General features: G+C 69.5%; 13 protein-coding genes. 9 read left to right on the top strand and 4 right to left on the bottom strand.

What is annotated here, in order from left to right:
* Window positions 1-35: 35 nt before the first annotated feature.
* From ACYQOP_RS16460 to ACYQOP_RS16440, 5 genes are all read left to right on the top strand, one after another.
* Entirely contained in the window at window positions 36-1,043 is a 1,008-nt protein-coding gene (locus ACYQOP_RS16460) for an alpha/beta fold hydrolase (protein WP_461223074.1), read from the top strand.
* 73 nt (window positions 1,044-1,116) lie between these two features.
* Entirely contained in the window at window positions 1,117-1,551 is a 435-nt protein-coding gene (locus tag ACYQOP_RS16455; RefSeq protein ID WP_056425465.1) for a GlcG/HbpS family heme-binding protein, read from the top strand.
* A gap of 8 nt (window positions 1,552-1,559) precedes the next feature.
* A complete protein-coding gene (locus tag ACYQOP_RS16450) occupies window positions 1,560-3,158 on the top strand; it encodes a peptide ABC transporter substrate-binding protein (protein WP_461223073.1) in 1,599 nt (532 codons plus the stop codon).
* Between the two features lie 16 nt (window positions 3,159-3,174).
* Window positions 3,175-4,098, top strand: coding sequence for an ABC transporter permease (locus ACYQOP_RS16445; protein ID WP_311273890.1), 924 nt, complete (start codon window positions 3,175-3,177; stop codon window positions 4,096-4,098).
* Window positions 4,095-5,177, top strand: coding sequence for an ABC transporter permease (locus ACYQOP_RS16440; RefSeq protein WP_461223072.1), 1,083 nt, complete (start codon window positions 4,095-4,097; stop codon window positions 5,175-5,177). The genes ACYQOP_RS16445 and ACYQOP_RS16440 overlap by 4 nt, the downstream gene beginning before the upstream one ends.
* Before the next feature lie 114 nt (window positions 5,178-5,291).
* Here ACYQOP_RS16440 and ACYQOP_RS16435 read toward each other — a convergent pair whose 3' ends face one another.
* Together ACYQOP_RS16435 and ACYQOP_RS16430 are read right to left on the bottom strand one after the other, a co-directional pair.
* Window positions 5,292-7,016: a diguanylate cyclase gene (locus ACYQOP_RS16435; protein ID WP_461223071.1), complete on the bottom strand. Its 1,725-nt coding sequence runs from the start codon at window positions 7,014-7,016 to the stop codon at window positions 5,292-5,294.
* 342 nt (window positions 7,017-7,358) lie between these two features.
* On the bottom strand, window positions 7,359-7,613 hold the full coding sequence (locus ACYQOP_RS16430) for a hypothetical protein (RefSeq protein WP_461223070.1): 255 nt from the start codon (window positions 7,611-7,613) through the stop codon (window positions 7,359-7,361).
* A 124-nt stretch (window positions 7,614-7,737) separates the two neighbouring features.
* On the opposite strand from ACYQOP_RS16430, the gene ACYQOP_RS16425 reads away from it, so the two are divergent.
* A complete protein-coding gene (locus ACYQOP_RS16425) occupies window positions 7,738-9,216 on the top strand; it encodes an MFS transporter (protein WP_461223069.1) in 1,479 nt (492 codons plus the stop codon).
* A 33-nt stretch (window positions 9,217-9,249) separates the two neighbouring features.
* On the opposite strand, the gene ACYQOP_RS16420 is transcribed toward ACYQOP_RS16425, so the two are convergent.
* Both ACYQOP_RS16420 and ACYQOP_RS16415 read right to left on the bottom strand, forming a co-directional pair.
* Entirely contained in the window at window positions 9,250-9,951 is a 702-nt protein-coding gene (locus tag ACYQOP_RS16420; RefSeq protein WP_461223068.1) for an SDR family NAD(P)-dependent oxidoreductase, read from the bottom strand.
* Between the two features lie 64 nt (window positions 9,952-10,015).
* Entirely contained in the window at window positions 10,016-10,489 is a 474-nt protein-coding gene (locus ACYQOP_RS16415) for a nucleoside deaminase (protein ID WP_311273893.1), read from the bottom strand.
* Between the two features lie 142 nt (window positions 10,490-10,631).
* On the opposite strand from ACYQOP_RS16415, the gene ACYQOP_RS16410 reads away from it, so the two are divergent.
* The 3 genes from ACYQOP_RS16410 to rsmD all read left to right on the top strand — a co-directional run bounded on the left by ACYQOP_RS16410 (window position 10,632) and on the right by rsmD (window position 13,807).
* Entirely contained in the window at window positions 10,632-10,835 is a 204-nt protein-coding gene (locus ACYQOP_RS16410; RefSeq protein WP_056425115.1) for a CsbD family protein, read from the top strand.
* Between the two features lie 150 nt (window positions 10,836-10,985).
* On the top strand, window positions 10,986-13,253 hold the full coding sequence (locus ACYQOP_RS16405) for a pseudouridine synthase (protein ID WP_461223067.1): 2,268 nt from the start codon (window positions 10,986-10,988) through the stop codon (window positions 13,251-13,253).
* Window positions 13,250-13,807, top strand: coding sequence for a 16S rRNA (guanine(966)-N(2))-methyltransferase RsmD (gene rsmD, locus ACYQOP_RS16400; protein ID WP_461223066.1), 558 nt, complete (start codon window positions 13,250-13,252; stop codon window positions 13,805-13,807). The genes ACYQOP_RS16405 and rsmD overlap by 4 nt, the downstream gene beginning before the upstream one ends.
* The last annotated feature ends 30 nt before the right edge of the window (window positions 13,808-13,837 follow it).

The following is a 13,837-nucleotide window of genomic DNA, read 5'->3' as shown; positions in this document are numbered from 1 at the left end:
GTTTCCCGCACCCGATCCATCACGCGGACGACCCTATGCCCGACCTGATCCGGCGCGATCGATCCCTGCCCCTCGCCGCCAAGCTCGCGTTGCTACCCCTCGGTGCTGCCGGCGCGTGGATCGCCTATAGCCGTTTCGGGATCGACCACCGCCAGACGCTCCACCCGGCCCTGCCCGGCCGGCATGAATGTCTCGAGACGCCGGCCGGTGGGATCGGCCTCTATGGGAGCGCGTCCGTGCCGGGCGTCCCGCTGCTCCTGATCCATTCGGTGAACGCGGCGGCCAATGCCTACGAGGTTCGCCCGCTCTACCGGCATTACGCGGGGAGCCGTCCGGTCTACGCGCTCGACCTGCCGGGGTTCGGTTTTTCCGAGCGCAGCGACCGGGTCTACACCCCACGCCTAATGTCCGATGCGATCCGGGCCGTCACCGCCGAGATCCGACATCGGCATGGTGGCGGGGAGATCGATGCCGTCGCCCTCTCCCTATCTTGCGAGTATCTCGCCGCCGCCGCTCTCGAGGAACCGGGCGCCTATCGCAGTCTCGGCCTCGTCAGTCCGACCGGCTTCGATGCCCGTTTCGTCGGCCGGCACCGCGACCGGACGCGACACGGTGGGGCCGTCGCCCGCACCATGCTGAACGCCCCGCTCTGGGGGGAGCCGCTGTTCGATCTCCTGGTGAGCCAGCCGAGCATGCGCTTCTTCCTGGAAAAGACCTGGGGCTCGAAGGACATCGACGAGGGTCTGCTCGCCTACGACTACGCCTCCGCCCATCGTCCCGGCGCCCGGCATGCGCCGTTCTCGTTCCTGTCCGGGGCCTTGTTTCCCGATGCGCCGGGGCGGTTCTACGAGGCGCTCACCCTCCCGGTCTGGATGATCCACGGGGTGCGCGGCGACTTCGTCGATTACCGCCATGCCGACCGTGTCGCCGGCCGCCCGAACTGGACCGTCGACGTCCTGCCCACCGGGGCCTTCCCGCATTTCGAGGATATGCCGGCGGTGGCACGACGCTACGATGCGTTCCTGGCCGATCGCGTCGCATGAGGCCGGGGCTGGTCCGGCGCCGCGGGGCGGGTTACGTCGGGACCGACCCGTAACAGATCGCCCCGGTAAGCCGATGCCCGACCTGACCCTCGCCGCCGCCCAGACCATCGTCGCCACCGCCCTTAAGACGGCCCGCTCGCACAGCCTGAAGCCTCTCGCGGTGGTGGTCTACGATGCGCGTGGAGCCCTGAAGGCGCTGGGCGCCGAGGACGGGACGTCGCTGCGCCGCGCGGAGGTCGCCATGGGCAAGGCCAATGGCTGCCTGGCGCTCGGCCTCGGCGGACGCGCGATCCACAAACGGGCAGAGGAGCAGGCCTATTTCGTGGCGGCCGTGAGCCATCTCGTCGGTCCGGCCGCGCTGGTGCCGGTGCCGGGCGGTGTCCTGATCCGCGATGGCGATGCGGTCATCGGCGCCGTGGGCATCTCGGGCGATACCTCCGACAACGACGAACTCTGCGCGCTCGCCGGGATCGAAGCCGCTGGATTCACCGCGCAGACCGGCGCCTGAGCGCCGCTATGCGCCCCGACCGCCGGGCCTGCCTCCTCGGTGGCGGTGCTCTGCTCGTGGCTGGAACAAGCTCGGCGCGCGCGACCGGCGGGCCGGTCTACCGGCGCGGTAACGATGCCGATCCGGAAACTCTCGATCCGCATAAATCCTCCACCGTGGCGGAGGCGCATATCCTGCGCGACCTCTACGAGGGGCTGCTGACCTACGACAATCACGGGGCCATCATCCCGGGTGCGGCGACGCATTGGACTGTCTCGGACGACGCCCTGACCTACACGTTCCACCTGCGCGAGGACGGGCGCTGGTCGAACGGCGATCCGGTCGTGGCGGCGGATTTCGTCTTCGGCCTGCGCCGGATCCTGCACCCCGCGACGGCGGCGAAATATGCCGAAGTGCTGTATCCGCTGAGGAACGCCCGCGCCGTGAACCAGGGCGAGGCCGCGCCGGAGAGCCTCGGCGTGACGGCGCCGGATGCTCGGACCCTCGTGGTCACCCTCGACCGGCCGACGCCCTACCTCCTCGAACTCCTCACTCACCAGACCTCGCTGCCGGTGCATCCGCCTTCCGTCTCGCGCTTCGGCGATGCCTTCACCCGGCCGGGCAACCTCGTCAGCAACGGTGCCTACGCCCTCGTCGATTGGGTGCCGAACGACCGTATCACGCTGACACGAAACCGTTTTTTCCATTCGGCGGCCGGCGTCTCGATCGAGACGGTGGCCTTCCTGCCGACATCGGATCTCTCCAGCGCGGTCCGCCGCTACGCCGCCGGCGAGATCGAGTCCCTCGCCGACCTGCCGGGCGATCAGATGGCCTCGCTGAAGGCGCGGTTCGGCGGTCAGGTCGTCCTCGGTCCGTCGCTCGGGCTCTATGCCCTGGCCGTCAATACCCGGAAGCCCCCGTTCGACGACGTCCGGGTGCGACAGGCCTTGTCCCTTGTGATCGATCGTGAATTCCTGGCCGAGAGACTGTGGGGCGAGACCATGGCGCCGGCCTATTCCCTCTGCCCGCCGGGCCTCGACAATTACCGCACGCCGCCGGAACTCGCCGGGCGGAACGCGATGCCCATCGACCGTGAGGAGGAGGCACGGTCACTCCTCGCCGCGGCCGGCTTCGGGCCCGGCGGCAAGCCCCTCCGGGTCGAGTATCGCTTCAACAGCACCGACAATAACCGCAACGCGGCGGTCGCTCTCACCGACATGTGGCGGGGCATCGGCGTCGAGACGCGCCTCGTCTATACCGATGCCAAGACCCATTTCGCCCATCTGCGCGACGGCGGCGATTTCGATGTCGCCCGCATGTCCTGGGTCGCCGATTACTCCGATCCGCAGAATTTCCTGTTCCTGCTGGAGACCGGCAATGACGGGCTCAACCCCGGTCGTTACAGCAATCCGGCCTATGACGGGCTGATGCGCGAGGCGGCCGCTGAGCGGGATCTCGCCAGGCGCGCCGACCTCCTGTTCCGGGCCGAGGCGATCATCCTCGACGAGTTGCCGTGGATCCCGGTGCTTCACACCCGGTCGAAGGCACTGATCTCGGCCCGTCTCACCGGCTATCACCCGAACCCGCGCAACGCGTCGCCGACGCGTTTCCTGAAGCTCGACGCGTGACGGGCGGGATCCCGGCATGATCGGCTTCGTCCTGCGCCGCCTCGCCCAGGCGATCCCGACCCTGTTCCTCGTCGTCACCGGCAGCTTCTTCCTGATCCGCCTCGCCCCCGGCGGACCCTTCGACCTGGAGCGTCCGCTGCCGCCGGCGGCGATGCAGAATCTCGCCCGTGTCTACGGCCTCGACCAGCCCCTCATCGTCCAATACGGCCGCTACCTCGCCGCGCTGATCCAGGGCGATCTCGGCCCCTCCTTCTCGTTCCGCGACCTGACCGTGGCCGACCTGTTCGCGCGTGGCCTGCCCGTCTCCATGACCCTCGGCGGCCTCGCCCTCCTTCTGTCCCTGAGCGTGGGAATCGGCCTCGGAGCCTGGGCGGCGTTCCGGCGCGGCGGAGGGATCGACCGGGCCATCGGCCTTCTCGCCGGGCTGACCCTGGCGATCCCGACTTTCGTCGTGGCGCCCCTGCTCCAGATCGTGTTCGGCCTGAGCCTGCGCTGGTTGCCGGTGGGAAGCTGGGAGGGTGGAGCGCCCTCGCATCTGGTGCTTCCCGTGCTCACCCTCGCGCTGCCGCAGATCGGCGCAATCGCCCGGCTGACGCGGACGTCCCTCAACGAGACCCTGAACGCCCAGCCGGTCCGCACCATGCGCGCCATGGGCCTGCCGCCCCGACGCGTCGCCCGCCATGCCCTGCGCGGGGCGCTGCTGCCCGTGGTCGCGATCCTCGGGCCCGTGGCGGCCGGGCTGCTGACGGGGTCGGTGGTGGTGGAGACGATCTTCGGCTTGCCCGGGATCGGGCGGGCCTTCGTCGATGGGGCGCTCAACCGCGACTACACCCTGGTGATGGGCACCGTGATCCTCGTGGGGTTGTTCGTCACCCTGCTCAACATCGTCGCCGACATCGCCTGTGCGCTCCTCGATCCGCGCCTGAGGCACGGGCGATGAGCCGCGCCTGGACCCGGTTCGCGCGCAACCGCGGCGCCCTCGCCGCCTGTCTGATCCTCGTCGCGATGATGCTCGCCTGCCTCGTCGGGCCGTTCCTCACCGGCCACGAACCCGGGCGGATCTATCCCGATCTCGTCCGCATCGCGCCCGGCCTCGCCGCTCATCCCGAGCCCGGGGAGGTCGCTCCGGCACTGACCCGCCTCGCTTTCCGCATGCGTGTCTCGGTCTCGGACGTCACCGTCTCGGGCGACCGCGTGCGCATGGTGGTGTCGGACCCGGCCAGGCCCGTCGACGAGCGCGTCCTCGCCTATCTCCCCCGGTCCGATCTGTTCGGCGCCCCCCGCATCGTCGAGCGTCTCGACGAGGGTCGCCGCCTCGTCGTCGAGGCGCCGCTCGGCCGCCTGCGCTTCCTCATGGGAACCGACATGCTCGGGCGGGACCTCCTCACCCGCAGCCTCGTCGCGGGGCGGGTCTCACTCCTCATCGGTGGCGTCGCCACCGCCGTGGCGCTGCTGATCGGGATCGCCTACGGCGCGGCGGCCGGCTACCTCGGCGGCGTGGCCGATGCGGTGATGATGCGCATCGTCGACATCCTCTACGCCCTGCCCTTCGTCTTCTTCGTCATCATGCTGCTGGTGTTCTTCCGCTCCGGATTGGGGCTGATCCTGGTGGCGATCGGCGCGGTGGAATGGCTCGACATGGCCCGCCTCGTGCGTGCCCAGACCCTGTCGCTACGCGCCCGCGACTTCGTGCGTGCGGCCGAGGCGCTCGGGCTTTCGACGCCGGCCATCCTTTGGCGCCATATCGTCCCGAACACCCTCGGTCCCGTCACGGTGGCGGCGACCCTGCTCGTGCCCAAGGTGATCCTGCTGGAGAGCTTCCTGTCGTTTCTCGGCCTCGGGGTGCAGGAGCCGGCCACCAGCTGGGGGGCGCTGATCGCGGATGGCGCGCGCACCCTCGAATCCGCCCCGTGGATGCTCGCCGGCCCCGCCGCCTTTTTCGTCCTGACCCTCATCGCCCTCAACACGATCGGCGATGGTCTCGCCGATGCCCTCGACCCGCGCCTTTCGGAGACCTGACGGTCCGGCCGAGAACGCGCGAGCGTCCCTCGGCCGCCGCAGGCGGAAGCCCTGCGACGCGCGCCGGCAGGAGGCACGCTGGCAGAAGGGCGGCCGACCCGTCGACGAACGGGGCTACGCGACCGAACGCAGATCGTCGATGTCGATCTCGAACGTATGCACGCAGTTGCGCCCCCGGGATTTCGCCTCGTAGAGGGCGCGGTCCGCGCGCTCGATGATGCGGTCGATGTCCGTGTCGAATTTCTCCGCCTCGGCGATGCCGATGCTGATCGTCGCCAGGAGGCGATCGTTGTCGGCCTCGAACACCGTGCTGGCCACGGTCTGCCGGATACGCTCCGCGATGATCGCGGCACCGGCGGCATTGTTGTCGTTGAGGAGAACCACGAACTCCTCGCCTCCGAACCGCGCCACCTTGTCCGTGGTCCTGATCGTATCGTTGATGATGGTGCCGACCTTGCGGATCACCACATCCCCCGCCGGGTGGCCGTAACGGTCGTTCACCCGCTTGAAATGATCGATGTCGATCATCAGCACCGAAAGGGGGCGCTGATAGCGTCTGAAATCGCCGAGGGCGTCCTTCGCGAGGGGCAGGAACGCACGCCGGTTGAGCAGGCCCGTGAGGGCGTCCCTGTTCGCGATCAGCTTCATGGCCTGGAGATCGGCGCCGATGCGCTCGATCCTGTCCTGGGCGGCTCGGACGGCCCGCGACGCTTCGAGTTCCACATCGCGTGCATCCGCTTCGGCGGTGCCGATCCGTCGCAACAGGGACCTGACCGCGGCGGACAGGCGCAACACTTCGGGGGAGCCCTGGACGCGCTCCGTCATCGTCGCATTTCGCTCGCGGCCGATCCGGTCGACCGCATCCGTGAGACGCGCCAGCGGGCGGCTGAGGCGGGTCACCACGAGGAAAATGCCGAGCGTGCCGAGTGCACCCGCGCCGAGGCCGACCAGGGTGATGAGAACGGTCAGCCTGTGGGCACCCGCGAGGGCCGTCTGCACCGGCTGGAGGGCCACGACGATCCATCCGAGGCCCGCATAATCGCCCCGCCCCCTCGTCGCCGAGACGGCCGCGAACTGGTCTCCGCCGGCGCCGCGCGCGATGAAATGGCCGGCGGCGAGATCGGCGGGCGAATACGGATGGGTGCCGAGCGCCGGTCCCATGAGGACGCGGCCGGTCCGGTCGAGGACGACGACCTCCTCCTTCAGTTCGGGGCGGCGTGAGGACAGGACCTCCCGGCGCACCCCGTCGGCCCAGCTCCAGCTGAGATGGCTTCCCAGGACGCCGATGGTCCGGCCCGACGCGTCGATGACGGGCGATGCGAGATCGACGAACCGGAAGGGCGTTCCGTCGGCATTGGGTTTGAGCAAAGTCTGCAGCAGGGCCGCGAGATGGACGTCCTCGGCCACCGCGCCCTTGATTCCATCGATGAACCAAGGACGCTGGCCGACATTCGCGCCCTCCAGGATACCGCCGGTCGCAGCCCGAACCTTTCCGGTCTCGTCCGCAAAGCCGATCCAGGCATAATCCGGAAAGGTCTTCTGCATCGATTGCAGGACGTTGCGGAGACTCCCGGTATTCTCCATCCAGTGAGGCTGCAGCGGATCGAGCGCGGCCACGTTGCGGATCTCGCGCAGGCGTTCCGCCATGTCCTGGTCCAGACGATCGGCAACGGAGCGTGCGACCTGCAACAGCGCGTTCTCGGCCATGTCGGTGGCCTGCGCGCGCGCCAGCAAGGCAGAGCCCAGCGTGACCGCGGCCACGATCGTGAGGCCGACCGCCCCGGTGACGAGGCTGATCTGATGCCGCAGCGAGATCTTGTTGGCGAGCCGTTCCAGCATCGTTACCGATCCTTTAATCAGACCGGACCTTGCAGCCCACGGGCTTGCGAGACCGTCAACCGGTAGAGTCAATTTTTCCTATAACATGCAACTTCCGTCAGTGACCGGACAGTGCCGCGTCGCGTGGTCGAACGATAATCCGCGCTCGCCCCTCGTATCGGTCCTCAGCCCGTTCGTGGGTGTCGAGATCTTAAGCGAGATGACGGAGCGAGGTCTTTGAACGATATCTTTGCGGTTGGGAGCCGATAGTGCCGATCGGCAAATGACAACGATGATTTTTGTTGTGTGAATCATCGCGACAACCATGATCGGCCTTGTCACGATGGGCTGCCGGCCGGGTCGTCATTGGGCAGGCAGGAGCCCGGGATAGACCACCCGCACGGCACGCCGTTCCGCCGGGATGTCGGCCGCCGGGCGATCCTTCGCCACCGTGCCGGTGCTTCCCGTCATCGTCACGTCGGCGGGGCGAAGGCGCCAGCGCTCGGCGCCGCTCGGCTGGCTGCGCGAGATCTCCGTGGCGCGTGGGGACGTCGGCACGATCGCGACGGCCGTAAGGGCCGTGGTGGCGAGAATGACGGAGAGAAGGCGGGAATACATCGGAGGCGGCACCCGGAGACGAGTACCGTGAGTGAAGCGTGAACAGGTAAAGACGCCGACGGAACCGCGACGCTTGGCCGTTCATTGCCAACAGCAATCGTATCCGGTGGTTAACGAGGCGTCGATGACGAGTATGGTCGAAGCAAAGTCGGGCTCTCCCGCGCCCGAGCGGGTTCCGATGGGCACGGTGATCGATACCGATATTTCCGCTCGTCTCGACCGTTTGCCCTGGGGACGCTTCCACGTTCTCGTCATCGTGGCGCTCGGCATCACCTGGGTGCTCGACGGCCTCGAAGTCACGCTGGCGGGCTCGCTCGTGGGCGCCCTGCGGGCCGAGCCCATGAGCTTCACCGAGTTCGATATCGGTCTGGCGGCGAGTTCCTATCTCGTCGGTGCCGTCGTCGGGGCCCTGGGCTTCGGCTGGCTCACCGACCGGATCGGCCGCAAGAAGCTGTTCTTCATCACGCTGGCCCTCTACCTCGCCGCCACCGCGGCCACCGGCCTGTCCTGGGACATCTACAGCTTCTGTATCTTCCGGTTCCTCACCGGCGCGGGCATCGGCGGGGAATACACCGCCATCAACTCCACCATCCAGGAACTCGTCCCGGCCCGCGTGCGCGGCTGGACCGACCTCGTCATCAACGGTTCGTTCTGGATCGGGGCGGCCTTGGGCTCCTTCCTCTCCATTGCGGTTTTGCGCCCCGGCATGATCGACCCGGCCTGGGGCTGGCGCATCGCCTTCTTCGTCGGCGGCGGTATCGGCCTCGTGATCCTGCTGCTGCGGACATGGATCCCCGAGAGCCCGCGCTGGCTCGCCACCCACGGCTACGTCGCCGAGGCGGACCGGGTCGTCACCAGCATCGAGAAACGCTTCATCGACGAGGGCATCACCCTTCCGCCGGTGGACCAATCCAAGCGGATGAAGCTAAGGACGCGCAGCCACACGCCGCTGAAGGAAGTCTTCGGCACCATGCTGGTCGGCTACCGCAAGCAGACCCTGGTGGGCCTCGCCCTGATGATCGCGCAGGCCTTCTTCTACAACGCGCTGTTCTTCACCTACGCCCTCGTGCTCCAGCGCTTCTACGGAGTGCCGGGGGACCATGTCGGCTGGTACCTGCTGCCCTTCGCGCTCGGATCGTTCCTCGGGCCGCTGCTGCTCGGACGGCTGTTCGACACGATCGGCCGTCGCCAGATGATCGCCTTCACCTACGGTATCTCGGCGGTGCTGCTCGCCATCACCGGCTACCTGTTCAAGATCGAGGTGTTCGGCCCCGTCGGCCAGACGGCGGCCTGGATGGTGGTGTTCTTCTTCGCCTCCGCCGCCGCGAGCGCCGCCTATCTCACCGTGGCCGAGACCTTCCCCCTGGAGATCCGGGCGCTCGCCATCGCGGTGTTCTATGCGCTCGGCACCGGCATCGGCGGCGTGTCCGGCCCGCTCCTGTTCGGCGCCCTGGTCGAGACGGGGTCCCGCGACAACGTGCTGATCGGCTACGGCATCGGTGCCGCTCTCATGCTCATCGCCGCCATCGTCGGCGGGGTCTGGGGCACGGCCGCCGAGGGCAAGTCCCTGGAGGATGTCTCGAAGCCGTTGGCGGCGGCCTGATCGCCGGCCGGTTCCGAGGCGCTCCCAAGTGCCTCAGAACCGCTCGACCCAGGGACGCAGCGCGATCTCGGAGGTCCAGGCGCTGCGGTCCTGGCGCAGGACGTCCCAATAGGCCGAGGCGATGGCATCGGGGTCGAGCAGGCTGTCGGGCGCCTCGGCCGGCTCCGGGCGGGAGGCGCTGCGGATCCCGCCGTCGATGATGAAATGGGCGACGTGGATGCCCTTCGGCTGGAGTTCCCGCGCGAGGCTCTGCGACAGGCCGCGCAGGGCGAACTTGCCCATGGCGAAGGCGGCGGATTCGGCATGGCCCTTCACGCTGGCCGAGGCCCCGGTGAACAGGATCGCGCCGTGGCGCCCCGGCAGCATGCGCCGCGCGGCAGCCTGGGCGACGAGGAAACCGCCGAAGGCCGAGACCATCACGGACTGACGCACCGCGTCCGGGTCGAGATCGGCGATGGGGCCGCGCAAGCGGCCGCTGGCATTGTAGACCACCACGTCGGGCGGGCCCCCGAGCGCCGGCTCCATCCGGGCGAACAGAGCCTCCACCTCGGCCGGATCGGCGGCATCGCAGGCATGGATGGCCGCCCCCGTCTCGGCCGCCAAGCGCTCGAGTTTCCCGACGCTGCGCGAGGCGAGGCCGACCCGCAGGCCTTCACGGGCGAAACGCCGGGCCAGCGAGGCGCTCAGGCCCTCTCCGGCACCGACGATGAGGGCACGCAGATAGGTCGCGATCATGGGGTATCTCCGGGACGCAAGATTCGGATGGCCGCCGTTTGTACGATGGGCAAGGCGTCTCGCGTCAGCCCTCCCGCCTGTCGCGAAAGAAGTCGCGCAGGAGCTTGGCCGCCTCCGCCTCGCGCAAGCCGCCATAGACGTCCGGCGCGTGGTGGCAGGTGGGCTGGTTGAAGACCCGGGGCCCGTGCTCGACCCCGCCGCCCTTCGGGTCGAGGGCTGCGAAATAGACCCGGCGAATGCGCGCGAACGAGATGGCGCCGGCGCACATCGGGCAGGGCTCCAGGGTGACGTAGAGATCGCAGCCGATGAGGCGCTCGTCGTCGATGGCGGCGCAGGCGGCGCGGATCGCCAGGATTTCCGCATGGGCGGTGGGATCGCGAAGCGCCCGGGGGCGATTGTGGGCGACGCTGAGGACGAGGCCGTTCCGCACGATCACGGCGCCGACCGGCACTTCGCCCTCCCCGGCCGCGCGGCGGGCGGCGTCGAAAGCGAGGCTCAACGGGTCGGTCGCGGCCTTCGAGGAAATGGGCGCAGTCACGATCGTCGAGCCCAAGCCTTTGTATTTGTTGAAAGAAGGAAGCGGTCGAGATCCCGTGATCCGGCCCGGCAGGAACATCGCTGAGGCTGAGCCGTTTCATCTCCAACGCGGCTAAGCCGCAGGATCTTATCAGGAGCAGACGATGAGCAGCACCACTGACAAGATCAAGGGGCTCGCCAACGAGGCGGTCGGTAACGTGAAGCAGGGCATCGGCAATGCCACGGATAACGACAAGCTCAAGGCAGAAGGCAAGGCCCAGGAATTGAAGGGCGATGCCCAGAAGACCGTCGGCGACGCCAAGGACGGCGTCAAGAACGCTGCCGACACGGTGAAGAGCAAGCTCTGAACCTCGGCATCGAGCCCGACTGGATGAGGAACGAAGGCAGCCGAGAGGCTGCCTTTTTCGTGATCGGCCGCAATGCCCCCTTGCGCGACGGGCAGGCCGCCCCACGCGCAATCGCTCGCAACCTTGCCTCCGCTCTGTTATGGGGCTCGGATGAGCGACAAGACAGACGAACAGACGGGCGGGTCCGAGGACGCGCCCGAGACCAACAGCGTTTCCGGCGAAGCCTGGACCCCGGCGACCGATGCGGGCGTGCCCGGCCCCTCGGCCGAGGAGCAGCCGAAGCCCCGCCGAGCCGCCGCGCCCGCCAGGGGAGGAGACGCCCCCCTGCGCCGCAAGGCCGCCCTGCCGAGGCCTGCGGCCAAGGCCGGGGACGATGCCGCCGGTGATTCCGATTCGGCGACGCCCGAGGGCGACCGTATCGCCAAGGCGATCGCGCGCGCCGGCATCGCCTCTCGCCGCGACGTCGAGGCGATGATCGCCGAGGGCCGCGTCACCCTCAACGGCAAGGTGCTGACCTCGCCCGCGATCAACGTGACGGATGCGGACGAGATCACCGTCGACGGCGAGCCCCTGCCCGCCCGCGAGCGGACCCGGTTGTGGATCTATCACAAGCCGCGGGGCCTCGTGACCACGGCGCGCGATCCGGAAGGGCGCCAGACCGTCTTCGAGGCCCTGCCCGAGGATCTGCCGCGCGTCGTCGCCATCGGCCGTCTCGACATCAACACCGAAGGCCTGCTGCTTCTCACCAACGACGGCGGCCTCGCCAAGGTGATTGCCCATCCCGATACCGGATGGCTGCGGCGCTACCGCGTCCGCGCGCATGGCGACACGAATCAGGCCGAGCTCGACAAGCTGCGCAAGGGCGTCACCATCGACGGCATGGATTACGGCCCGGTGGACGCGGTCCTCGACCGGTCCTCGGGCGACAACCTCTGGCTCACGCTGGGCCTGCGTGAGGGCAAGAACCGCGAGGTCAAGCGCATCCTCGAACATCTGGGTCTGGCCGTGAACCGGCTGATCCGCCTGTCCTTCGGCCCGTTCCAGCTCGGCGACCTCGAAGTCGGACTGGTGGAAGAGATCCGCACCAAGGTGCTCAAGGAGCAGCTGGGCCCGACCCTCGCGGATCAGGCCGGCGTCGATTTCACCAGCCCCAACCGTGAGCCCATCGCCCCGTTCGGCTCGCCGAAACCCGCGCAGCAGCAGGCGAAACAGCCCGCCCGCAGCGCCTCGGCGGCTGCGGCGCGAAGCGCAGGGCGCAGCTATGACGACGCCCCGCGCGGTTATGAGCGCGGCGGCGACCGTGATCGCGGCGGCGACCGCCCCTTGCGCAAGCCCGCCGAACCCGCACGGGTCCCCACCGGCGGCAACAGTGCCGGCCCCCGGCGCTCGGTCTGGCGCGCGGACGAGGCCGCACCGCAGGAGGACGGCCCGCGCCGGGTCAAGATCCCCCGCCGTGGCGCCGATCCCAAGGCGGAGCGTGAGGCATCCGCCGCTCGCGGCCGCGAGCGCGTGGGCGCGATCAACACCGGCGAGCGCCGTGTCCTGGTGGAACGCCTGAAGGCGAGCCCGCAGGAGCCGGCTCCCGAGCCGCATCGCCGTGATCGCGGTGCACGGCGTGACGAGACGGGCGCCGCCGAGCGTCCGGTCCGGACGCTGCGCCAATCCGATGCCAAGGCGGCCCGCCGCGAGGAGGCCGATGCGCGGCCGCCGCAGCGCCGGTTCGATGGCGATGCCAGACCTCCGCGAAGCGATGCCAGACCTCCGCGCAGCGATGCAAGGCCTCCGCGCAGCGATGCAAGGCCTCCGCGCAGCGATTCCAGACCCCCGCGCCGGGACGATGCTCCGCGCAGCGGCGGGTTCGGACGGCCCGATGGCGCCGAGCGGCGCGGTCCGCCTCGTGGCGGCGACGAGCGCCCCCGCAGCTTCAAGCCTCGCGATGGCGGCGGCTTCAACGACCGCGCGGAACGTCCGGCCTTCAATCGCGGCGAGCCGCGCGGGGACAGGCCGGCGGGATTCCGCAGCGAGAAGCCGGCCTTCAATCGTGGCGGAGACGATCGTCCCGGCGGCGGCCGGCCGGGTGGGTTCAAGCCGGGCGGCTTCAAGGGAGCGGGCTTCAAGGGCCGCTCCGACGACCGCCAGGGCGGCGACCGTGACATCGGCGCCGAACGCTCGGGCGCCGATCGTGGCGGCTTCCGACCGGGCGGCAAGCCCGGTGGGTTCGGGAAGCCCGGTGGGTTCGGGAAGCCCGGCGCATCGGGCAAACCCGCTGGGGCCGGAAGGCCGGGCGGGTTCAAGGCGGGCGGCTCGTCCCGTCCCGGCGGTTCGGCGAAGCCCGGCGGCTTCGGCAATCGCGGCGGCGGCGCGGGCGGCAAGCCCGGTGGCGGGGGCGGACGTCCGCCCCGTGGCGGCTCGCGGTGAGGATCGTCGGCGGCGACCTGCGTGGACGCCGCCTCGCCACCCCGAAATCGGACGCGATCCGGCCCACGTCGGATCGCCTGCGCGAGGCGCTCTTCAACGTTCTCGCCCATGCCTATGACGACGCGGTGGCGGGCGCGCGGGTTCTCGATCTCTTCGCCGGAACCGGGGCGCTGAGCTTCGAGGCCCTGTCCCGCGAGGCGAGCTACGCGCTCCTGGTGGACGAGGGGGCGGAAGCGCGCGGTCTGATCCGCGAGAACATCGATGCGTTGGGCTGTGCCGGCAAGACGCGGCTGTTCCGCCGCGATGCGACCAAGCTCGGCCCGGCCGGCACCAGCGGGACCTTCACCCTCGTCTTCTGCGATCCCCCCTACAACAGGGACCTCGCGCCGGCCGCTCTCGCCAGCGCGTCCCATGGCGGGTGGCTCGCCCCCGGCGCCCTCGTGGTGGTGGAGGAGGCCGCCGGCGCCAACGTCGCGCTGCCGCCGGGCTTCACCGAGCTCGAACGACGGGTCTACGGAGACACCGCCCTGGCCTTCGCGCGCTTCCAGGCCTGACGCGTCGACCCTGCGACCCCGGCGCGCGCC

It is taken from the genome of Methylobacterium sp. CM6247 (assembly GCF_054817925.1).
This window is presented reverse-complemented; position numbering and strand designations above follow the sequence as displayed.

Bases quoted from the DNA above. Each gene is read 5' to 3' on its own strand.
- ACYQOP_RS16455 (WP_056425465.1), top strand. From the start codon at position 1,117: ATGCCCGACCTGACCCTCGCCGCCGCCCAGACCATCGTCGCCACCGCC.
- ACYQOP_RS16430 (WP_461223070.1), bottom strand. From the start codon at position 7,613: ATGTATTCCCGCCTTCTCTCCGTCATTCTCGCCACCACGGCCCTTACG.
- ACYQOP_RS16445 (WP_311273890.1), top strand. From the start codon at position 3,175: ATGATCGGCTTCGTCCTGCGCCGCCTCGCCCAGGCGATCCCGACCCTG.
- ACYQOP_RS16440 (WP_461223072.1), top strand. From the start codon at position 4,095: ATGAGCCGCGCCTGGACCCGGTTCGCGCGCAACCGCGGCGCCCTCGCC.
- ACYQOP_RS16450 (WP_461223073.1), top strand. From the start codon at position 1,560: ATGCGCCCCGACCGCCGGGCCTGCCTCCTCGGTGGCGGTGCTCTGCTC.
- ACYQOP_RS16420 (WP_461223068.1), bottom strand. From the start codon at position 9,951: ATGATCGCGACCTATCTGCGTGCCCTCATCGTCGGTGCCGGAGAGGGC.
- ACYQOP_RS16460 (WP_461223074.1), top strand. From the start codon at position 36: ATGCCCGACCTGATCCGGCGCGATCGATCCCTGCCCCTCGCCGCCAAG.
- ACYQOP_RS16410 (WP_056425115.1), top strand. From the start codon at position 10,632: ATGAGCAGCACCACTGACAAGATCAAGGGGCTCGCCAACGAGGCGGTC.
- ACYQOP_RS16405 (WP_461223067.1), top strand. From the start codon at position 10,986: ATGAGCGACAAGACAGACGAACAGACGGGCGGGTCCGAGGACGCGCCC.
- ACYQOP_RS16435 (WP_461223071.1), bottom strand. From the start codon at position 7,016: ATGCTGGAACGGCTCGCCAACAAGATCTCGCTGCGGCATCAGATCAGC.
- ACYQOP_RS16425 (WP_461223069.1), top strand. From the start codon at position 7,738: ATGACGAGTATGGTCGAAGCAAAGTCGGGCTCTCCCGCGCCCGAGCGG.